This is a genomic window from Amycolatopsis sp. WGS_07 (assembly GCF_045278895.1).
GTDB lineage: Bacteria > Actinomycetota > Actinomycetes > Mycobacteriales > Pseudonocardiaceae > Amycolatopsis.
Window position 1 is genome coordinate 1760198 of record NZ_CP136053.1, and the last position, 19978, is coordinate 1780175.

Annotated in this window: 19 protein-coding genes and 1 pseudogene; 16 read left to right on the top strand and 4 right to left on the bottom strand. The window is 68.5% G+C overall.

The features are described 5' to 3' along the window. Positions 1-33 precede the first annotated feature (33 nt). On the bottom strand, positions 34-345 hold the full coding sequence (gene mihF, locus RPX00_RS08080; RefSeq protein WP_050788348.1) for an integration host factor, actinobacterial type: 312 nt from the start codon (positions 343-345) through the stop codon (positions 34-36). A gap of 460 nt (positions 346-805) precedes the next feature. Between mihF and RPX00_RS08085 the strand changes: the two genes are divergently transcribed. The 11 genes from RPX00_RS08085 to RPX00_RS08135 all read left to right on the top strand — a co-directional run bounded on the left by RPX00_RS08085 (position 806) and on the right by RPX00_RS08135 (position 12414). Then, the gene (locus RPX00_RS08085) at positions 806-2434 is read left to right on the top strand and encodes a long-chain fatty acid--CoA ligase (protein ID WP_406638838.1); all 1629 of its coding nucleotides are present in this window, start codon (positions 806-808) and stop codon (positions 2432-2434) included. Positions 2435-2533: 99 nt separating this feature from the next. Beyond that, positions 2534-3838 (top strand): ABC transporter substrate-binding protein, encoded by a 1305-nt coding sequence (locus RPX00_RS08090; RefSeq protein WP_406638839.1) that lies wholly within the window; start codon positions 2534-2536, stop codon positions 3836-3838. After that, positions 3835-4746, top strand: a complete 912-nt coding sequence (locus RPX00_RS08095) for a carbohydrate ABC transporter permease (protein WP_406638840.1) — start codon at positions 3835-3837, stop codon at positions 4744-4746. The genes RPX00_RS08090 and RPX00_RS08095 overlap by 4 nt, the downstream gene beginning before the upstream one ends. Continuing rightward, positions 4743-5561: a carbohydrate ABC transporter permease gene (locus tag RPX00_RS08100; RefSeq protein ID WP_406638841.1), complete on the top strand. Its 819-nt coding sequence runs from the start codon at positions 4743-4745 to the stop codon at positions 5559-5561. The genes RPX00_RS08095 and RPX00_RS08100 overlap by 4 nt, the downstream gene beginning before the upstream one ends. A 91-nt stretch (positions 5562-5652) precedes the next feature. Beyond that, a complete protein-coding gene (locus RPX00_RS08105) occupies positions 5653-6084 on the top strand; it encodes a DUF4190 domain-containing protein (protein WP_406638842.1) in 432 nt (143 codons plus the stop codon). A gap of 478 nt (positions 6085-6562) precedes the next feature. Beyond that, on the top strand, positions 6563-8278 hold the full coding sequence (locus tag RPX00_RS08110; RefSeq protein ID WP_406638843.1) for a TIGR03767 family metallophosphoesterase: 1716 nt from the start codon (positions 6563-6565) through the stop codon (positions 8276-8278). A gap of 52 nt (positions 8279-8330) precedes the next feature. Next, the gene (locus tag RPX00_RS08115; protein ID WP_406638844.1) at positions 8331-8732 is read left to right on the top strand and encodes a PaaI family thioesterase; all 402 of its coding nucleotides are present in this window, start codon (positions 8331-8333) and stop codon (positions 8730-8732) included. A 74-nt stretch (positions 8733-8806) separates the two neighbouring features. Next, complete coding sequence (locus RPX00_RS08120) at positions 8807-10063, top strand: peptidase C39 family protein (protein ID WP_406638845.1); 1257 nt, start codon at positions 8807-8809, stop codon at positions 10061-10063. Between the two features lie 43 nt (positions 10064-10106). Beyond that, positions 10107-10610, top strand: coding sequence for a DinB family protein (locus RPX00_RS08125; protein ID WP_406638846.1), 504 nt, complete (start codon positions 10107-10109; stop codon positions 10608-10610). Between the two features lie 83 nt (positions 10611-10693). Next, positions 10694-11791, top strand: a complete 1098-nt coding sequence (locus tag RPX00_RS08130; RefSeq protein ID WP_378299792.1) for an S-(hydroxymethyl)mycothiol dehydrogenase — start codon at positions 10694-10696, stop codon at positions 11789-11791. 65 nt (positions 11792-11856) lie between these two features. Then, positions 11857-12414 (top strand): gamma-glutamylcyclotransferase, encoded by a 558-nt coding sequence (locus RPX00_RS08135; RefSeq protein ID WP_406638847.1) that lies wholly within the window; start codon positions 11857-11859, stop codon positions 12412-12414. On the opposite strand, the gene RPX00_RS08140 is transcribed toward RPX00_RS08135, so the two are convergent. Beyond that, a complete protein-coding gene (locus RPX00_RS08140; RefSeq protein WP_406638848.1) occupies positions 12407-13120 on the bottom strand; it encodes a class I SAM-dependent methyltransferase in 714 nt (237 codons plus the stop codon). The genes RPX00_RS08135 and RPX00_RS08140 overlap by 8 nt on opposite strands. A gap of 28 nt (positions 13121-13148) precedes the next feature. Then, positions 13149-14759, bottom strand: a complete 1611-nt coding sequence (locus tag RPX00_RS08145; RefSeq protein ID WP_406638849.1) for an FAD-binding oxidoreductase — start codon at positions 14757-14759, stop codon at positions 13149-13151. Positions 14760-14775: 16 nt separating this feature from the next. Here RPX00_RS08145 and RPX00_RS08150 point away from each other — a divergent pair, with 16 nt between their 5' ends. From RPX00_RS08150 to RPX00_RS08170, 5 genes and pseudogenes are all read left to right on the top strand, one after another. After that, on the top strand, positions 14776-15420 hold the full coding sequence (locus RPX00_RS08150) for a TetR/AcrR family transcriptional regulator (RefSeq protein ID WP_406638850.1): 645 nt from the start codon (positions 14776-14778) through the stop codon (positions 15418-15420). After that, positions 15417-16951 (top strand): annotated as a pseudogene (locus RPX00_RS08155) (glycerol-3-phosphate dehydrogenase/oxidase). The gene RPX00_RS08150 and the pseudogene RPX00_RS08155 overlap by 4 nt, the downstream one beginning before the upstream one ends. A gap of 65 nt (positions 16952-17016) precedes the next feature. After that, positions 17017-17259 carry a helix-turn-helix transcriptional regulator gene (locus tag RPX00_RS08160; protein ID WP_406638851.1) on the top strand — a complete coding sequence of 81 codons (243 nt, stop codon included), beginning with the start codon at positions 17017-17019 and terminating at the stop codon, positions 17257-17259. Next, positions 17259-18161 (top strand): ABC transporter ATP-binding protein, encoded by a 903-nt coding sequence (locus RPX00_RS08165; RefSeq protein ID WP_406638852.1) that lies wholly within the window; start codon positions 17259-17261, stop codon positions 18159-18161. Before RPX00_RS08160 ends, RPX00_RS08165 begins: the two co-directional genes overlap by 1 nt. After that, the gene (locus RPX00_RS08170; protein ID WP_406638853.1) at positions 18158-19336 is read left to right on the top strand and encodes an ABC transporter permease; all 1179 of its coding nucleotides are present in this window, start codon (positions 18158-18160) and stop codon (positions 19334-19336) included. Before RPX00_RS08165 ends, RPX00_RS08170 begins: the two co-directional genes overlap by 4 nt. On the opposite strand, the gene RPX00_RS08175 is transcribed toward RPX00_RS08170, so the two are convergent. Then, positions 19325-19804, bottom strand: coding sequence for a class I SAM-dependent methyltransferase (locus RPX00_RS08175; protein ID WP_406638854.1), 480 nt, complete (start codon positions 19802-19804; stop codon positions 19325-19327). The two genes, RPX00_RS08170 and RPX00_RS08175, sit on opposite strands and share 12 nt — an antisense overlap. Positions 19805-19978: the final 174 nt, after the last annotated feature.

The window sequence follows — 19978 nt, forward strand, 5'->3', positions numbered from 1 at the left end:
GCGAACACCTTCCCCGCGGCCGCCGGATCGGCGTTACTTGAGCGCGTCGATCAGCGCTTCGCGCTGCCGTTCGCCCAGGCCGGCGGCCCGGCGGTCGGGGTCGATCCCCGCCTGCTCGAGCAGCGCGGCGACCTTGACCGCACCGAGGCCGGGCACCGCCTTGAGGAGCTGCGTGACCTTCGTCTTGCCGATGGTCTTGTTCTCCTTGGCCTGCTTGAGCACCGACTCGATGCTCTCCTTGCCGGACTTGATCGAAGCGAGCAGCTCCGAGCGCGCCTTACGAGCCTCTGCCGCCTTGGCGAGGGCCTCGGCGCGCTGCTCCGGAGTCAACGTGGGCAGAGCCAACGTAATGTCCTTTCCTCTCAGGTCTCCGCTTTCGCGGCCGACGGTCTCAGCCGATGCTTGCAGCTGCAAGCGCTGGCCAGCCGTCACTTACCACGGCCCCAGTAAACGCCACGTGCCCGCGGTCCGCGCAACCGACACGCACTTATCACCCGTCGACAGGCACGGCGGACCTGCGCGAGGGGACCCCTCGCGACCTGTGAAAACGGCCCGGAAGGGCCCTTTTCGGCCCCATTAACTCACCCGAACGGGAGTGTATTTCCGCACAGTTAACACAACGCATTTTCTTGTCCCGCAACAGAAAGCGCGAAAGAAGTGGATCATGAACGGGCGGGGCAGCCACCCGATGGCGGGATGCTCGCGCCAAGTCGTGACCGAACTTGTTCGTGCCCGATCCGGCGGATGCGCATTAGAGTCGGGCGCACCCCAGTTCACCGGCGAACCAGCACCACGGGAGTCACCCATGTTGAGCACGATGCAGGACGGACAGCTGTCGCTCGCGAAGCTGCTGCGCCACGGCACGAAGGTGCACGCGAAGAGCGAAGTCGTCACCTGGACCGGTTCAGAAGCCCGCCGGGAGACGTACGCGGAACTCGGCAAGCACGCCGCCCGGCTGGCGAACGCGCTGCGCAGTCTCGGCGTCACCGGCGACCAGCGGGTCGGCACGTTCATGTGGAACAACGCCGAGCACCTCGCCGCCTACCTCGCGGTGCCCGCCATGGGCGCGGTGCTGCACACCCTGAACATCCGGCTGTTCCCCGAACAGCTGGTTTTCGTGGCGAACCACGCCGAGGACCACGTCATCATCGTCGACGGGACGCTCGTGCCGCTGCTGGCGAGCAACCTGCCGGGGATGAAGACGGTCAAGCACGTCGTCGTGGCCAACGGCGACGCGTCCGCGCTCACCGCGCCCGAGGGCATCACGGTGCACTCCTACGACGAGCTGCTGGCCGCGCAGTCCGACGAGTTCGACTGGCCCGAAGTCGACGAGCGGGCCGCGGCCGCGATGTGTTACACCTCCGGCACCACCGGTGACCCGAAGGGCGTCGTCTACTCGCACCGGTCGATCTGGCTGCACTCGATGCAGGTCTGCATGTCCGACAGCATGCGGCTGGCCCAGGAGGACCTGGCGCTCGCGATCGTGCCGATGTTCCACGCGATGTCGTGGGGCCTGCCGTACGCGGCGATGATGGTCGGCGCCTCGCTGCTGATGCCGGACCGGTTCCTGCAGCCCGCCCCGATCGCGGCGCTGCTGGCCGCGGAGAAGCCGACCTTCGCCGCCGCGGTGCCCACGATCTGGCAGGGCCTGCTCGCGCACCTGGACGCGAACCCGCAGGACATCAGCCACGTGCGCGAGGTGGTCGTGGGCGGATCGGCCGCGCCGCCGTCGCTGATGCACGCCTTCGAGGAGCGCTACGACGTGCCGATCCTGCACGCGTGGGGCATGACCGAGACGTCGCCGCTCGGCAGCGTCGCGCGTCCGCCGGCCAGCGCGACCGGCGAGGAGCGCTGGGCCTACCGCTACACCCAGGGCCGGTTCCCGGCGTCCGTGGCGGCCCGGCTGATCGGCGACAACGGCGAGGAACTGCCGTGGGACAACGAGGCGGTCGGCGAGCTGGAGGTGTCCGGTCCGTGGATCGCCGGCGCGTACCACGGCGGAAGCGACATCGACCCGGAGAAGTTCCACGACGGCTGGCTGCGCACCGGTGACGTCGGCAAGATCAGCCCGGACGGCTTCCTGACCCTGACCGACCGCGCCAAGGACGTGATCAAGTCCGGCGGCGAGTGGATCTCGTCGGTCGACCTGGAGAACGCGGTGATGGGCCATCCGGCGGTCGCCGAGGCGGCGGTCGTCGGCATCCCGGACGAGAAGTGGGACGAACGCCCGCTGGTCGCCGTCGTGGTGAAGGAGGGCCAGCAGGCCACCGCCGAGGAGCTGCGCGAGTACCTGGCGGACAAGGTCGCGAAGTGGCAGCTGCCGGAGAACTGGACGTTTGTGGAGGAGGTGCCCAAGACGAGCGTCGGCAAGTTCGACAAGAAGCGGCTGCGCGCGTCCTACTCCGAGGGAAAGCTCGACATCTCACACCTCTGAGCGGTAAATCTCCGGCGAGTTGTCGGCCTGGGAAGGGCTTCGTGAGGGAATCTGTTGCAGGCAAGGAGCCCTTCCCAGCACGTCGGAGGAGAACTGGGGATGCAGCAGCGGAGCAGGAGGTCGTTCCTGTCGTTGGCGGGAACGGCGGCGGTCGGCGCGGTCGCGGCGGCGTGCGGTTCGAACACCGGGCGTCCGGGAGACCCGCCGCCGTCCACGGCGATGTCGGCGGGAGCCCCGACCACGTCGCAGGCCCCGAAGGTCACGCTGCAGCAGTGGTACCACGCCTACGGCGAGGACGGCGTGCAGGAAGCCGTCAAGAACTACGCGGCCAGCTATCCGGGCGCGAAGGTCAACGTGGTGTGGAACCCGGGCGACTACGACTCGAAGATCGTCACCGCGCTGCAGAACAGCCCGCTGCCGGACGTCTTCGAGGCGCAGGTGAAGATCGACTGGGTCCGGCAGAACCAGGTGGTGTCGCTCGACGACATCATCGGGCCGGTCAAAAACGACTTCAGCCCCGCCGTGCTGGCCGCGCAGACCGTGGAGGGCAAGGTCTACGGCATCCCGCAGGCCACCGACACGCAGGTGCTGGTCTACCGCAAGAGCATGCTGCAGGCCGCGGGCGTGCAGCCGCCGCAGACCGTCGACGAGCTGATCGACGCCGCGGGCAAGCTCTCGAAGGACGGCGTGAAGGGCCTGTTCGCGGGCAATGACGGCGGCGTCGGCACGCTCACCGGGCCGCTGCTGTGGTCCGCCGGGCTGGACTACCTGAAGAACAATAACCGCGAGGTCGGCTTCGACGATCCGCGCGCGGCCGCCGCCTTCAGCAAACTGCATACGCTGAACGCCAACGGTTCCCTGCTGCTCGGCGCGCCCGCCGACTGGTCGGACCCGGGCGCGTTCGTCGACGGGCTCTGCGCGATGCAGTGGACCGGTCTGTGGAACATCCCGAAGATCCGCGACACGCTCAACGACGACTTCGGCGTGCTGCCATTCCCCAAGCTGGACGACAGCGGCAAGCCGTCGGTGCCGGTCGGCGCGTATGGCGCGATGGTCAACGCGAAGAGCGCACATGTCAAAGAGGCCAAGGCATTCGTGAAGTGGCTGTGGGTCGACCAGACCGACAGCCAGCTGGAGTTCGCCACCCGCTACGGCTTCCACGTGCCCGCGCGGCAAAGCCTCATCGACAAGGCGGACACGCTGCGCACCGGCCCGGCGGCCGACGTGGTGAAGTTCGTGAAGGAGAACAGCCACCTCATCGGCGGTCCAGTGTGGACACAGACGGCGAACACCGCGCTGTCCGACGCGGTCGCGAAGATCGCCAAGGAGGGCGCGGACCCGGTGGCGCAGACGAAGGCCGCGGTCACCGTCGCGCAGTCCGAGCTGAAACGCCTGTTCGGATGAAGCTGTCCCGGAAAACCCGGGACACGCTGGCGTTCTGGGGGTTCGTGGGTCCGTTTCTGCTCGGTCTGGCGATCTTCGCCTACGTGCCGATCGGGTGGAGCCTGTACCTGTCGTTCTTCGACGCGCGCAACACGGTCACCCCCAGCGTCTTCGTGGGCCTCGACAACTACGCGCAGATGCTCTCCGACGGCCCGTTCGTCGCGAGCCTCGGCACGTTCAGCGTCTTCGCGGTGTTCATCGTGCCGCTCACCTTCGCGCTGTCGCTGGCGTTGGCGGTCGGCGTGAACCAGCTGCGGTTCGCGAAGGCGTTCTTCCGCTCGGTGTTCTTCCTGCCGTTCGCGTGTTCGTACGTGGTGGCGTCGCTGGTCTGGAAGACGTCGCTGTTCTCCGGCGTCCGGTACGGACTCGCGAACACCGTGCTCGACGTCTTCGGCATCGATCCGGTGGCCTGGACCGGCACCGTGCACCCGCCGCTGTACTGGGTGGTGCTGGTGACCGCCCGGCTGTGGCTGCAACTCGGCTTCTACATGATCCTGTTCCTCGCCGCGCTGCAACGGATTCCGCAGCATCTGTACGAGGCGGCCTGGCTTGACGGCGCGAAGCCGGGCTGGCAGGTCTTCCGGCACATCACGCTGCCGCAACTGCGCGCGACGTCGGTGGCCGTGCTGTTGCTGAACCTGATCAACGCCTACCAGGCCTTCGACGAGTTCTACAACATCATGGGCGATTCCCGGGGTTATCCGCCGTTCGCGCGGCCGCCGCTGGTGTACCTCTATTACACGTCGCTCGGCTCCGGCGGCCAGGATCTGGGCCGCGGCAGCGCGGGCGCGATCATCCTGGCGTTGCTGATCGCCGTCGCGACTCTCCTGCAGGGCAAGTTTTTCCGCTTCGATCGGAGCGCGACATGATCCGCGCGGTGCTTCGCTGGACGGCGCTCATCGTGTCCGCGATCCTCTTCCTGCTGCCGTTCTATCTGTTGCTGCGCAACGGTCTCGCGTCCCGCGCGGAGATCACCGCGCCGGGCTGGACGCTCTGGCCGAAGCAGATCCACTGGGAGAACTTCACGAAGCTGTTCGACCAGCAGGACGTGCCGTTCGCGCGCAGCATCGTGAACTCGGTGATCGTCGCGGTCCTGCAAACCGTCGGTCTGCTGGTGGTGTGCTCGCTCGCCGGCTACGGGCTGGCGCGGGTGCCCTACCGCTACTCGAAGCCGGTGTTCTACGCGGTGCTGGCGACGCTGATGATCCCGACCTCGGTGACGTTCGTGCCGAGTTTCGTAGTGGTGTCGACGCTGGGCTGGCTCTCGGATTTCCGCGGCCTGGTGATCCCCGGCCTGTTCAGCGCGTTCAGCGTTTTCCTGTTCCGGCAGTACTTCCTGGACTTCCCGAAGGAACTGGAGGACGCCGGCCGCGTCGACGGCCTGTCCCGCTGGGGCGTCTTCCGCCGGATCGTGGTGCCCAACTCGCGCGGTTTCTTCGCCGCGATCGCGGTGATCACCGTCATCGGGAGCTGGAACGCGTTCCTGTGGCCGCTGATCATCGCGCAGTCGCCGGACTCCTGGACGGTGCAGGTCGCCCTGTCCGGACTGCTGACCGCGCAGAACCCGCAGCTGAACCTGCTGTTCCTCGCCGCGGTGCTGTCGATCGTGCCGATCGTGCTGTTGTTCGCGTTTCTCCAGCGATATCTGGTACGCGGGGTCACCGAATCCGGGTTGAAAGGCTGAAACCCGCCCCGCCGGGGGCCGGCCAAGCGTAACGTTCCGCGCCTACCCGCCGACGACTCAGCGTCGCCCACAGTTCGCAGGAGTGCACGCCATGACGGATCCCTATCAGCAGCAGCCCTACCCCGGCCAGGACCCGGCGCAGGGCCATCCGTCCGGGCCGGTGCCCGCGCCGGGGTATCCCGTGCCGTATGGGGCACCGGGGTATGGGGCGGCGTATGGCTCGCCGTATCCGCCGGTGGCGCCGTTGAAGACGAGCGGGCTGGCGATCGCGGGGATGGTGGTGGGGATTGTTGCGTTGATCTTCTTCTGGGTGCCGTTCTTTGACATCGTCGCCGCGGTTACCGCGATTGGGTTGTCGTGGGCTGGGATGGTGCAGGGCGGGAAGCCTGGGTGGACTGGGCAGGGGATGGGGATCGCCGGGCTGGTGTGCGGGATTCTGGCGGCTATTCCGGCGGTGATCTTCTTGATCTGGTTCATCGTGTCGTTGTCGGCGGTGGGGGCTACCTGCGCGATCTATTGCTGAGGGGTCTCTGGGGGTGCTCGTCGCCTGGCGGCGACGTTGCGCCCGGTCCTCGTGAGGGGCACCCCGAAGCCTGATTGTGACTACGGACGGAGGGTGCTTGTCAAGGCGGGAAAGATGCCTTGACAAGCACCCTCCGTCCGCGTTTTGGCTTCGTATCGGGGTGCGGGGGTGGTGTGGGTGCGCTGGTGGGTTGGGTGCTTTGGCGGCGGTTTCGGTGGGGGCGTGGGCTAGGTAGGCGGTTCGTGAAGGACTCCTTGAGGGAATCTAGGTCCGTGAAGGTGGCCCTCACGGGCCTTGGCCAGCTTGGCGATCAGCACCTCCGTTCGGCGGTAGTGGGGTGCTCGCCTGTGTGACAAAGTCTTCCCCGTTGTCACAGCGAATATGAGAGACCTTCGCGTTCTGCTTTGGCTTCGTTCACCGGCCGGTCATCGGGGTCCGGGAGCGTGCCTGAGCACGGCGAACTCCGGGGAGTGAGACAATGGCGGAACTGACCAGGCGGGCGTTCACCACCGCGGGCGTGGCTGGTGTGGGGCTGCTGCTCTGCACGCCGACGGCCAACGCGCTGGACCGGGCGCTCAGGCGGACCACGCAGCGGGCCGTCCGGACCGTCGGGACCACGCTTGACCAGGCTGCTTCCGGGGCGCCCACTGGGTATTCGCGGTTGAGCGCCGGGCCTGGTTGGCCGGTTGCTGTTCGGGCCGATCTTGTCGAGGGCAAGAGCGGGCGCGACGATCGGCGGACCGCGCTCGGGGCGTTCGTTCAGTTCACTGACCTGCATATCACCGACACCGAATCGCCTGCTCGGTTCGAGTATCTGCATCCGTTCGTCGGGTCCGCGCATCGGCCGCAGGAAACGCTGGGGACCGTTGCTACCAGCGCGCTCGTCAAGCGGGTCAACAGTCTTCGCGCGGGGCCGTTTACTGGGCGGCAGTTCGACTTCGTCATGACCACGGGGGACAACACCGACAACCACGAGCTGCTCGAACTCGACTGGTTCCTCACCACGCTCAACGGGGGCGCGATCACGCCCAACTCCGGTGACCCGAACCGCTACGAGGGGGTTCAGGCGTCCGGCAATCCGGAGTTCTGGAATCCGGGCACCCGGCTCGCCGACGACTACACCAAGAAGGGCTTTCCGCAGATACCCGGGCTGCTCGAAGCCGGGATCGCGCCGTTCACCGCGTCGGGGCTGGACCTGCCGTGGTACTGCACGTTCGGCAATCACGACGACAGCGTCGTTGGCACGCTGCCGGAGGGCATTCCGGGCATCGAGGCCTGGTACACCGGCAAATACAAGGTCATCGGCAAGGACGAGAGCAGCGCCCGCAAGCTCGGCACCGCCATTCAACACGGGCAGAGTGTGCCGCTCGGTGAGTTGTTCGGCGGCGGGACCATTCGTGAGGTCACGCCGGATGCGCGTCGGCGGCCGTTCAGTACCTCGGAGTTCGTCAAGGCGCACCTTGCCGCGAAGAACACTGGGCCGGGGCCGGTCGGGCACGGGTTTACCGACGCCAACTCCGATGGACAGAACGTCTACTACACGTTCCGCATCGCGCCCGGCGTCACCGGCATCAGCCTCGACACCACCACGCAGGGCGGGTTCGCCGACGGGTCGATCGGGCTCGCGCAGTTCAACTGGGTCGAAGCGACGCTCAAGCGGAACAGCTCGACCTACTACGACTTCTTCGGCCGCAAGGTCACCCACTCCGTCACCGACGAGCTGTTCGTCCTCTTCAGTCACCACACCAGCGGCACCATGGGCAACCTCCTGCCCGACGCGCGGCATCTGCTCGACCCGCGACTCAACGGCGATACGTTCGTCGCGATGCTGCAGCGCTTCCCGAACGTCGTCGCGTGGGTCAACGGGCACACGCACCTCAACAAGATCACCCCGCACGTCGGCAAAACCCCGGCGCAGAGCTTCTGGGAGATCAACACCGCCAGCCACGTCGACTTCCCGCAGCACGCGCGGGTCATCGAACTGGCCGACAACCACGACGGCACGCTTTCGGTGTTCACCACGCTCATCGAGGCCGAGGCCCCGTACGCCGTGGACTACTCCGCCCGCACCCCCGACGCGCTCGCCTCGATGTATCGCGAGTTCTCCTACAACGACATCCACGTCGCCCTGAGCCGCGTCGGCGAGGCGGGCGACCGCAACACCGAGCTTCTGCTGACTAACCCGCTCAGCTGATTACCCGGGAGGTAATCGACGCCATGCGTCCGGCTGCGGTTGACTGCTCGGCATGACCGACGTCGAGGGCACGCAGCTGTTCCACCAGACGATGCCGTTCAGCGAACGGCTCGGCATCGAGGTGCTGGAGCACGGCAAGGACCTGGTCCGCAGCCGGATCGCGTGGGATGAATCGCTGTGCACGCTCGGCGGCACGCTGCACGGCGGCGTCCTGATGGCGCTGGCCGATTCGACCGGAGCCGTCTGCGCGTTCCTCAATCTTCCCGAGGGCGCGCAGGGCACGACGACGCTGGAGTCCAAGACGAACTTCCTGCGCGGCGTCCGTTCGGGGTATGCCACGGCGTCGTCCAGACCACTGCACGCCGGGCGCCGAGTCGTGGTCGTCGAGACCGAGATCCGCGACGACGACGGCAAACTCGCCGCGAAAATCACCCAGACGCAGGCCGTGTTGTAGCGGCAGCCCTTTACTTACCCGCTCCGGACGGCGAAAATCTTTGGCTACCACTGGGGTCTGGGGACGGAGCCGGAATGCGCGTTCGCGGGTTGTGCACGTTACTGTCCATCGTCATGCTCACGGCTGGTGCGGCACAGGCCGCCGCGGAACCGCAGCACGCGCGTAACGACGAGGCCATCGACTACCACGAATGGTCGTCCGGCTCGTTCTTCGCGGGCAGGCTCGACGGGCTCGGCTTCGGGTACGGCGGCCTGCGGATCACGCGGCCGGCGGGCAGCGTCGCGCACACCGAACCGAAGCTCGGCACCACGCGCACCTACGACTACGGCACCTGGACGTCGCCGAGGTACCGGCAGGGTTTCGACGCGACGCAGCTGATCGCGTCGTGGAACGCGCGCACGCCGGAGAAGACCTGGCTGGAGGTGCAGGCGCGCGGCCGGACCGCGGCCGGCGCCGAGACCACCTGGTACACGATGGGCCGCTGGGCCAGCGGAGACGCCGACATCCAGCGCACCAGCGTCGATGGGCAAAGCGACGCCAACGCCTCGGTTGACGTCGACACGCTCGCCACGAAGGCCGGGGTCACCCTGCGTTCGTACCAGCTGCGCGTGACGCTGTACCGCGAGCAGGGTTCCCCGGCCACGCCGACGCTGTCCTCGCTCGGCGCGATGACCTCGAACGTTCCGGACCGGTTCGACGTGCAGACCACCAAACCGGGCCGGGCGCGCGGGATCGAGCTGAAGGTGCCGCCGTTCGCCCAGAACATCCACAAAGGACAGTTCCCGCAGTACGGCGGCGGCGGGGAAGCCTGGTGCAGCCCGACGTCGACCGAGATGGTCGCCGAGTACTGGGGCCGCAAGCCGTCCGCGCAGCAGATGGACTGGATCCCGGCTGACTACCAGGACCCGTCAGTCGTCTACGCCGCGCGCGGCACCTACGACTACGCCTACGACGGCACCGGCAACTGGCCGTTCAACACCGCGTACGCCGCTTCGCTCGGGTTGCGCGGGCACATCACGCGGCTGCACGACCTCAACGAACTCGAGGGCTACATCGCGCGCGGCATCCCGGTGATCACCTCGCAGTCGTTCCTGGCCAGCGAACTGGACGGCGCGGGCTACGGCACGGCCGGACATCTGATGGTCGTCGTCGGGTTCACCCAGGCCGGCGATGTGATCGCGAACGACCCCGCGTCCAGCTCCAACGACCGCGTGCGCACGGTGTACAAGCGCGACCAGTTCGAGAAGATCTGGCAGCGCACGAAGCGGCACACCGACAGCGGTGCCGTGGCCGGCGGACCGGGCGGGGTCGCGTACATCATCACGCCGTAAACGCGCTGGTTCGCCTTGCCGCTTCGGGGCTACAGTGCCGTCCGTGACTGAGCCGCCGGATACCCTGTCGGACCCTCGCGAGCTGCTGCTCGCTTACCTCGACTACTACCGGGACACGCTGCTGCGCAAGCTGGACGGCCTGTCCGACGACGAGCTGCGCACCAGCAGGCTCCCCTCCGGCTGGACTCCGCTGGAGTTGCTCAAGCACCTCGCGTTCGTGGAGCGACGGTGGCTGCGCTGGGGATTCATGGGCGAGAACGTGGATCCGGTGTGGGGCGAGAACGACCCCGAGACCGGGAAGTGGTCGGTCGGCGCGGACGAGTCGGCGGAGTCGGTTCGGGCGCTTTTCCGGGAAGAGTGCGCGGCCTCTCGGGCGATCGTGGCCGGTGCGCGGCTTGAGGACATCGCGAGTGGCGGCGGACGTTTCGGGAAGGGGCAGCCGCCTGCGTTGAGCTGGATTCTGTTTCATGTGCTGCAGGAGTATGCACGGCATGTGGGGCAGCTCGACGTGGTGCGCGAGTTGGTCGACGGGGTGACTGGGGAGTAGCGACCGATCCGGGCTATGGCGATATGCGCATGATCCGTGATTAGCTGCCCCCGAAAGCTGTCTCGGGTCGAAGGGTTGTGCGCATGCCGTACGAGGTCCAGGGAGTCGTGTCACGGGCCAAGGGTGAGCCGGTCACGCTTGAGACGGTGGTGGTGCCGGATCCCGGACCGGGCGAGGCCGTCGTGTCCGTGCAGGCGTGCGGGGTGTGCCACACCGACCTGCACTACCGCGAGGGCGGGATCAACGACGAGTTCCCGTTCCTGCTCGGGCACGAGGCCGCGGGACGGGTCGAGCAGGTCGGCGCGGGAGTCACCGATCTCGCGCCCGGCGACTACGTGATCCTCAACTGGCGCGCGGTCTGCGGCACCTGCCGGGCGTGCAAACGCGGCAAGCCGTGGTACTGCTTCTCGACTTTCAACGCCGAGCAGCCGATGACGCTCACCGACGGCACGAAGCTGTCGCCCGCGCTCGGGGTCGGTGCTTTCCTCGGCAAGACGCTCGTCCACAGTGGACAGTGCACCAAGGTCGACGAGCGCGCCGAGCCCGCCGTCGCCGGGTTGCTGGGCTGCGGCGTGATGGCCGGGCTTGGCGCGGCGATCAACACCGGCGCGGTCGGCCGCGGCGATTCGGTCGCGGTGATCGGCTGCGGCGGGGTCGGCGACGCGGCCATCGCGGGTGCTCAGCTGGCGGGTGCCACCACGATCGTCGCGATCGACACCGACGACCGGAAACTCCAGTGGGCCAAGGACTTCGGGGCCACGCACACGGTCAACAGCCGCGGCCTGAGCGAGGAGGACGTGGTCGCCGCGATGCAGGACGCGACGAACTCGTTCGGCCCGGATGTCGTGATCGACGCGGTCGGCCGTCCGGAGACCTGGCGGCAGGCGTTCTACGGCCGCGACCTCGCCGGCACCGTCGTGCTGGTCGGCGTGCCCACGCCGGAGATGAAGCTCAACGACCTTCCGCTGATCGATTTCTTCTCGCGCGGCGGTTCGCTGAAGTCCTCGTGGTACGGCGATTGCCTGCCGTCGCGGGACTTCCCGATGCTCGTCGACCTGTACCTGCAGGGCAGGCTGCCGCTGGACAAGTTCGTCACGGAGCGGATCGGCGTCGACGGCGTGGAGCAGGCGTTCGAGCGAATGCATCACGGCGACGTGCTGCGCAGCGTAGTGGAGTTCTGATTCTCTTCGCCGACGCGGACTATCCGGCCGACCCGTACCCGGGCACGCGGCCGGACTGCTCGTACGTGCATCTCGACGGCGCTGGCCACGCGTTGGACACCGCGCCGCCGGGGTGGCGTTCGCGCACGCCGGTGCTCGCGTACGGGTCGAACGCGTGCCCGTCGAAGATCACCTGGTTGCGCACGCAGCTCGGCCTCACCGGCCCGGTGATCGCGGCCCGGGTCCGGTGCACCGGGCTCGCCTCGGTGTGGGCCGCTGGGCTGCGCGAACGCGACGGCCAGCGCCCGGCGACGCTGACCGCGCTGCCGGGGCGGACGGAGGACCACTTCGTGTGGTTCGCGACGCCGGAGCAGCTGGCCGTGCTGGACGTCTGCGAGGGGCGCGGGAACCGGTACGACCTGGCGGTGCTGGACAACGCCGACATCCGGCTGGACGGCGAGCTGCTGTCCGGGGTGCACGCCTACGTCGGGGCCGCGCCGGTCCGGTTTCCGTTGCTGGTCAACGGCTCCCCGGTGCTGGTCGCCGACGTCGCGCAGGCCGAAGCCGCGTCGCTCGTCGGTGAACCGGCGGCAGGGCACGGCCTCGCCTGCACCGTGCTGCCGCCGGAGAGCACCTTCAGCTGACCCGTGGGTCCGGAATCGCGCGCACGGTCAGGAAGCCCAGCGGTTCCTGGGCAAGCTTGGCGTGCCGTTCGGGATCGACCTCAGCCGCGGCGTCGGACGGACGTCCCTCGCTCAGCTGCTCGATCAGGAACCCGGCCTCGCGCAACTCCTCGCAGGTGCGTTCCAGCGGAGCCAACCAGTACCGGACCTTCCAGCCACGGCTCCAGACCTCTTCGATCACCCGGACGTCGAAGTAGTTGCCGCCGTGGCGCAGCCAATCGCCGGTCGGATGCTGCCTCGACAGCACGAGCGCGCCGCCCGGCCGCAGCACCCGGCGGAACTCGCGCAGCGCGCCGACCCGATCGTCCACGTACTCCAGCGCGAGGGCGAACAGCACCTGATCGACCGACGCGTCCGGCAGCCAGCTCAGCGGTTCGGCCAGGTCCTGCACGCGGAACTCGCCGGACGGCACTCGCTCGCGGCTCAGCTCGACCATGCGCGGGCTGAGGTCGAACCCGGTCACTCGCGCGCCGCGGGCGATCAGCTCCTCGGCATACAGGCCGGGACCGCACGCGGCGTCGAGGACGTGCTGCCCGGCAACGTCGCCCAGCAGCTCCAGGCAGGCCGGACGGTCGTAGTGCGCGTTGTAGAACCCGTTCTGCGCGTGGTCGAGGAATTCGTCGGCGAACACTTCGTATTGCGGAAAGGAACCCACTGCATCGCTCACCCGCGCCAGTCTGCCCGCGCGGACGCGTTCAGCCGAGCAGTTTTCCGGGGTTCAGGATGCCGGTGGGGTCCACCGCGGACTTGGCCGCGCGCAGCACGTCCAGCCCGATCCGGCCGATCTCTGCCTCCAGGTACGGCGCGTGGTCGATCCCGACTGCGTGGTGGTGACTGATCGTCCCGATGCCGGTGATCGCCTCGCACGCCGCGGCTTTCGCGCGCTGCCACTGTCCGACGGGATCGCGATCGTCCCGGGAGGTCAGCACGGTGAAGTACAGCGACGCACCGGTTTCGTAAGCGTGCGAAACGTGGCACATCACGATCGCCCGGCCCAGCGAGGCCACCAAAGCCGCCCGCACCGCGTCGTGCAGTTCGTCCAAATTGGACCAATAGGCCGCGGTCTCCAGGGTTTCCACGCAGACGCCGAGATCCAGCAACGCATCCCGTTGCCGCGGACCGTTGAACCGCCCGTGCCGCCACGATTCGCCGAGCACCTTGCCGATCCGCAACGCCCCCGAGCAGCGCAGCATCGCTGACGTCCGCCTGCGGCGTCGGGCCACGTCGCCTTCCCAGCCGACGATCAGCAGGCACGGGTTCTTGACCCCGCGCGCCTTGAGATAAGCCTTCAGCGCCGTGGTCTTCAGCCCGGCGTTGAGCGAAAACGACACATTCGTCTCGTCCACATCGGACAGCCGGGTGACGTCCGCCAACGCGTGGTCCTGCGCGAGTTTCCGCACCGCCGCCGCGCCGGCCTCCCAGCCGTCGACGATCCAGCCCTCGTAGTGCCGTTGCTCCGGCAACGGCCGCACCCGCAGCGCGACCTCGGTGATCACGCCGAGCGTGCCCTCGCTGCCGACCGCGAGCTGCCGCAGGTCCGGCCCGGCCGCGGACGCCGGCGCGACGCCGAGCCGCCACTCCCCCTTCGGGGTGGCCAGCCGGACCCCGGCGACCATGTCCTCGAACCGGCCGTAACCGGACGACGCCTGCCCAGCCGAACGCGTGGCCGCGAACCCGCCGATGGTGGCGCGCTCGAACGACTGCGGAACGTGCCCGAGCGTGTACCCGTGCGCCGCCAGCAGCCGTTCCGCCTCCGGACCGCGCACGCCGGCCTGCAGCACCGCGATCCGCGACACCGGGTCCACCGACACCAGCTCGTCGAGCCGCACCAGGTCCAGCACGACCACCGCCGCCTTGTCCCCGCGCAGCGCCGCGACCCCGCCGACCACCGAGGTGCCGCCGCCGAACGGGATGACGCCGATGTCGTGTCGCACGCAGAGGTCGAGCACTGCCTGGACCTCGTCCGGATCGGCGGGCAGCAGCACCGCGTCGGGCACCGGCACCTCGTCGCCTGCCCGCGCGTGCAGCAGGTCCAGATAGGACAGACCGCCGGTGCGGCCCAGCCGCTCCTGCGGATCGACCAGCACGTGGTCCGCGCCGAGAAGGTCCTCGAATTCGGTACGGACGGGCACAGTCAGCGCGGACTCGGCGACCGCCCGCGCAGCGCCGGTTTTTCCGCCTCGATCCAGGCCGACCTGGCCGATACGCTGGCCAAGCCACCGGACCGCGCGATCGGGCAGACCGGCCGAGGCCGCGCCCTCCTCGGTCCACGAACGCCGGATGCGGTGGTTGATGAGATCGCTCACGACTACAGTGTGACACATGGACGTCAAACGTCACTCCCGACCGGGAGCGGCCCCCTCCGCACTCGCGGACGCCCGCAGCCGCCCGACCTCGGCCCGCGTCGCCGACGACGAACTGCTCGACGCCGCGCGCCAGTGCGTGCTCGCCGTCGGCGTCCGGCGCACGACGCTCGCCGAAATCGCCCGAACCGCGCAGGTCAGCCGCATGACGGTGTACCGGCGCTTCCCCGATGTGCGCAGTGTCCTCGCCGCGCTGATGACGCGCGAGTTCAGCGGCCTGCTGCAGCGGGTGAACGAGTCCGGCGACCACTCGGCGCACGCCCGCGCACGCATCGTGCACCTGGCCGCGGCGAGCGTCGGCGCACTGTCGGCCGATCCGCTGTTCCGGACGTTGCTGGATGTCGACGCCGAACTGGTGCTGCCCTACATCGTGGAACGGCTCGGCGCGACACAGCACTTCGCCGAGCAGGTGCTCCGAAGCCTGCTCGAAGAGGGACACCGAGACGGCTCGGTGCGCCCCGCCGAGGTGGCCGCGCAGGCCCGATCGGTGCTGCTGGTCGTGCAGTCGTTCGCGTTCTCACTGCGCCCGGCCACCGCCGATGTCGACGAGGCCGCGCTGCTCGCCGAGTTCCGGCACCTGGTCGAAGCGGGGTTGAAACCATGAGCACCGGATCCCTCAACGCGCGCCGCCGCGAACGCGAACTGTCCCGGCTGGTCGACGGCGAGCGGGTGGACGTGCTGGTGGTCGGCGGCGGCGTCACCGGCGCGGGCATCGCCCTCGACGCGGCGGCCCGCGGTCTCTCCGTCGCGCTGGTGGAAGCGCACGATCTCGCGTTCGGCACCTCGCGCTGGTCCAGCAAGCTCGTGCATGGCGGATTGCGTTACCTCGCCAAGGGCGAACTCGGGCTCGCGCACGAAAGCGCCGTGGAACGCGGGATCCTCATGACGCGCACCGCGCCGCACCTCACGCGCGCGATGCCGCAGCTTTTCCCGCTCTACCCAGGCACTTCCGCCGCCCAGCAGGCTTTGATCGCCACCGGCCTCCGGGCTGGCGACGGATTGCGCCGCGCCGCGCGTACGCCGTCGTCGGTACTGCCCGGCCCGCGCCGGATTCCCGCTGCCGAGGCACTGGCGCTCTCCCCGGCCTCTCGCCCGCCGGACTGCGCGGCGCGCTGCTGGCGTACGACGGGGCACTGGTCGACGATGCCCGGTTGGTCGTCAGCATCGCCCGTACGGCGGCCTTGCTGGGGGCTCGAATCTTGACGCGGCTGTCGGCGGTTTCCTTGTCTGGCAACGAAGCTCGGGTAAGTGATGGCTCTTCTTCATACACACTGAGCGCACGGCAAGTCATCAACGCGACCGGCGTCTGGGCGGACACCCTGACTGATTCCGTCCAGCTGCGCCCTTCCCGTGGGTCCCATCTGGTCCTCGCGCCGGACACCGTGCGAGTCGGTGCCACGTCGGTCAACATCCCGGTTCCCGGCGAGACCAACCGGTTCGTGTTCCTGCTGCCGCAGCTCGACGGGCGAGTCTATTTAGGACTCACCGACGAACCAGTTTCCGGCGACGTCCCCGATGTCCCGACGGTTCCCGAGTCCGATGTGGACTTCCTGCTTTCGACGGCTTCCTCGGTCCTGAACCGTCCTTTGTCCACTTCGGACGTGATCGGCTCGTACGCCGGGCTGCGTCCGCTGGTCTCCGGTTCCGCCGGACGCAGTGCGGACCTGTCGCGGAAGCACGCGGTGATCACCGGTTCCGACGGCGTCCTCACCGTGGTCGGCGGGAAGCTGACGACGTATCGGCGCATGGCCGAGGACGCCGTCGATGCCGCCCTGACACACGCCGGATTGCCCGCTGGCCCTTCCCGCACGTCGAAACTACCGCTGCTCGGCGCCGCGCCGCGCTCCCGACTGTCGCTTGTGGACGCTCCCGCCCGGCTGGTGGCCAAGTACGGCACCGAAGCACCCCGCGTGGCCGCGCTCGGCGAGGTTGAACCGGAGTTCGCTGCCCCGCTGTGCGAGTCGACGGAAATCACCGCGGCCGAGGTGGTGTGGGCCGTCCGCCACGAGGGCGCGACGACTGTCGAGGACGTCCTCGAACGCCGCACCCGGCTGGCCCTCGTCCCAGCCGACGCCGAGGCGGCCCGCGGGCGGGTAGCCGAACTCGTGGAGAAAACGCTGGCCGGACTGTCCTGAAAACCCCGGGTAACTACCGGCAAGGCAGCTTGACGGGTCGTTGGGTTTTTGCAACAGTGCGGTCCATGAGCCCGGTGCGGCGTGGCAACGAGCCGCCGATTCAGAACCGGCTTCCGGTGCTGCGTGCGGAGCGCGGGATGAGCCGGGCGGATCTCGCCGAGGCGGTCGAGGTCAATCCGCAGACCATCGGCGCGCTGGAACGCGGGGATCACTATCCGAGCCTCGACCTGGCGTTGCGCATTTGCGCGGTGTTCGGACTGCCGGTGGAGGCCGTGTTCAGCCGCGCGCCGCGGGAGGGGGACGCCTGATGCTCGAGATCGACCGGGTCAGCAAGCGGTTCGGCGAGAAAACCGCGCTCGACGGCGTGAGTTTCACCGCCGCGCCGGGCGAGCTGTTCGGGTTCGTCGGCAGCAACGGGGCAGGCAAGACCACCACGATGCGGATCGCGCTCGGCGTGCTGGCCGCGGACTCCGGCGAGGTGCGGTTCGCCGGCCAGCCGGTCACGCACGACACCCGTGCGCAGATCGGGTACATGCCCGAGGAGCGCGGACTGTACCCGAAAATGAAGGTCATCGACCAGCTCGTCTACCTGGCCGAACTGCACGGCCTCAGCACCAACGACGCGCACCGCGCCGCGGAATTGTGGATCGCCCGGCTCGGGCTTGGGGCGCGGCGCAAGGACGACGTCCAGAAGCTCAGTCTTGGCAACCAGCAACGCGTGCAGCTCGCCGCCGCGCTAGTGCACGATCCGGCGCTGCTGGTACTCGACGAACCGTTCTCCGGGCTCGACCCGCTCGCCGTGGACGTGCTCAGCGGCGTCCTGCGGGAGAAGGCGGCGACGGGCGTGCCGGTGGTGTTCTCCAGTCACCAGCTCGACCTCGTGGAACGGCTGTGCGACCGGATCGGCATCATCCGCGACGGCCGGATGGTCGCGGTCGGCACGGTGGACGAGCTGACCCGGGACGCCGGACGTCGCCTGGTCGTCACCGCGCCGAGCGCGAATCCCGGTTGGGCCGCAACGGTTCCCGGCGCGCGAGTGCTCGAAAACCACGGCACCACGACCGTACTGGAGCTTTCGCCGAGCGCCGACGACCAGGCCGTGCTCGCGGCCGCGCTGGCCACCGGGCCGGTGACGGAGTTCAGCCACCGCCGCCGTACGCTGGCCGAGCTGTTCCGCGATTCAGTCGCCACCCCGGGAGCACCTCGATGAATCGGATCCGCCCGGCCCGCGCGGTGCGGCTGGTGGCCAAGCGGGAACTCAACGCGCGGCTGCGCACCCGGTCCTTTGTGCTCAGTACCGCGGTGATGCTGTTGCTGCTGCTGGGTTACATCACCCTGCAGGTCTTCCTCGCCAGCGACCGGGAGACCACGAAGGTCGCGCTGGCCGGACAGGCGCAGGGCATCGCCATTCAACTGGAGAACAACGACCGGCACCTCAAGGTCGTCCGGGTACAGTCCGATTCGGACGGACTCGCCCAGGTCCGCGACGGAGACGTCGACGCGCTCATCTCCGGCAGCGCTTCCCGGCCAAAGGTGATCGTCAAGTCCACTTTGGACCCCCAGCTGCGATCGGTGCTGGACAACATCGCGCAGCAGCAAGTGCTGGACGCTCAGCTATACTCCGCCAACCTCGACCCCGCTGTCGTACACCAGGCAGTATCCGCCGCCCACGCTGACGTGCAGTCTCTCGAACCAGCGGATCCCCAAGCCGGAACGAAACTCGTGACCGGCATCGTGATCGCGATTCTGTTGTACGCCAGCATCATGACGTACGGAATGTTCGTCGCACAGGGCGTGGTCGAGGAGAAATCCAGCCGGGTAGTGGAAATCCTGCTCGCCACGGTGCGGCCCGTGCATCTGCTGCTGGGCAAGGTCATCGGGCTCGGGCTGGTCGGCTTGACACAGCTCGCGATCCTCGCCGCGGCGGGGTTGATAGCTGGCAGCGTGTCCGGAGTGTTCTCGATTTCCGGGATCGCGCTGGGGACGCTGGGCTGGGGTCTCGTCTGGTATCTGCTCGGATTCCTCCTTTACGCCATGCTGTACGGCGCGGCTGGTGCGCTGGTGTCGCGGCAGGAGGACACCCAGGCGGTAGTCGGGCCGGTGAATATCGCGCTGGTGATCGGATTCGTCGCGGGGATCAACCTGCTGACCCAAGCCCCGAATGGAACGGCGACGCGGATCGTATCGCTGATTCCGTTGCTGTCGCCGGTCCTGATGCCCGCGCGGATCGCCCTTGAGACGGTGGAGCCGTGGGAAATCGCGCTGTCTCTGGCGCTGACCGTGGCGCTGATCGCCGTGGTCACCTGGGCGGGAGCGCGGGTGTATCGAAACGGCGTGCTGCGGGTCGGCAGCCGGGTGCGGCTGGCTGACGCGCTACGCCGTTAAGCCGAGGACGCACACCGCCGGCGGCTCCAGATCGAGTATTTCGGTGCGGAGCTGCGTGAACCCGGCTTCGGAAAGCACTCCGGTCAACTCTTCGACCACCGAGGCCGACACGACCCCCGGCATACGCGGTTGAGATACCAACGCAACGCGCCCTCCTGGACGCAACAACCGGGCGAGTTCGCGCAGCCGGGCAACCGGATCCGGCCACATGCCCAGCGTGTTGACGGCCAGCGCAGCGTCGAACGGCCCGTCACTGAGCGACAGATTCTCCACTGACGCGCACACCAGACGTACCCGCCCGGCCCGGATCGCCGACCGGTTTCGGTGCCGTGCTTGACGAATCACCACCTCCGAATGGTCGACGCCAACCACCAGCGCCGCCCGGTCAGCCAGCGCGGCAACGGCCACCCCGGGACCGCAACCGAGTTCGAGCACCCGCTCGGCAGGCTGGATGTCGAGCAACCGCACCGCCCACCGGTTACGTGTCACGTTCGACGAACGCCGTCCCATGATGAAGCCCGCTATCCGCCCAGGAAGCCCCGTCGGCCGGTGGAATTGCGCGATCCCGCCGCGCGGGCCCCACCAACGCAGAACCCCGTCCAAAACGCTCATGGGGCCGAGCAAACCACTTCGAGTACGCTT

Bases quoted from the DNA above. Each gene is read 5' to 3' on its own strand.
- RPX00_RS08085 (WP_406638838.1), top strand. From the start codon at position 806: ATGTTGAGCACGATGCAGGACGGACAGCTGTCGCTCGCGAAGCTGCTG.
- RPX00_RS08090 (WP_406638839.1), top strand. From the start codon at position 2,534: ATGCAGCAGCGGAGCAGGAGGTCGTTCCTGTCGTTGGCGGGAACGGCG.
- RPX00_RS08095 (WP_406638840.1), top strand. From the start codon at position 3,835: ATGAAGCTGTCCCGGAAAACCCGGGACACGCTGGCGTTCTGGGGGTTC.
- RPX00_RS08100 (WP_406638841.1), top strand. From the start codon at position 4,743: ATGATCCGCGCGGTGCTTCGCTGGACGGCGCTCATCGTGTCCGCGATC.
- RPX00_RS08105 (WP_406638842.1), top strand. From the start codon at position 5,653: ATGACGGATCCCTATCAGCAGCAGCCCTACCCCGGCCAGGACCCGGCG.
- RPX00_RS08110 (WP_406638843.1), top strand. From the start codon at position 6,563: ATGGCGGAACTGACCAGGCGGGCGTTCACCACCGCGGGCGTGGCTGGT.
- RPX00_RS08115 (WP_406638844.1), top strand. From the start codon at position 8,331: ATGACCGACGTCGAGGGCACGCAGCTGTTCCACCAGACGATGCCGTTC.
- RPX00_RS08120 (WP_406638845.1), top strand. From the start codon at position 8,807: ATGCGCGTTCGCGGGTTGTGCACGTTACTGTCCATCGTCATGCTCACG.
- RPX00_RS08130 (WP_378299792.1), top strand. From the start codon at position 10,694: ATGCCGTACGAGGTCCAGGGAGTCGTGTCACGGGCCAAGGGTGAGCCG.
- RPX00_RS08150 (WP_406638850.1), top strand. From the start codon at position 14,776: ATGGACGTCAAACGTCACTCCCGACCGGGAGCGGCCCCCTCCGCACTC.
- RPX00_RS08160 (WP_406638851.1), top strand. From the start codon at position 17,017: ATGAGCCCGGTGCGGCGTGGCAACGAGCCGCCGATTCAGAACCGGCTT.
- RPX00_RS08165 (WP_406638852.1), top strand. From the start codon at position 17,259: ATGCTCGAGATCGACCGGGTCAGCAAGCGGTTCGGCGAGAAAACCGCG.
- RPX00_RS08170 (WP_406638853.1), top strand. From the start codon at position 18,158: ATGAATCGGATCCGCCCGGCCCGCGCGGTGCGGCTGGTGGCCAAGCGG.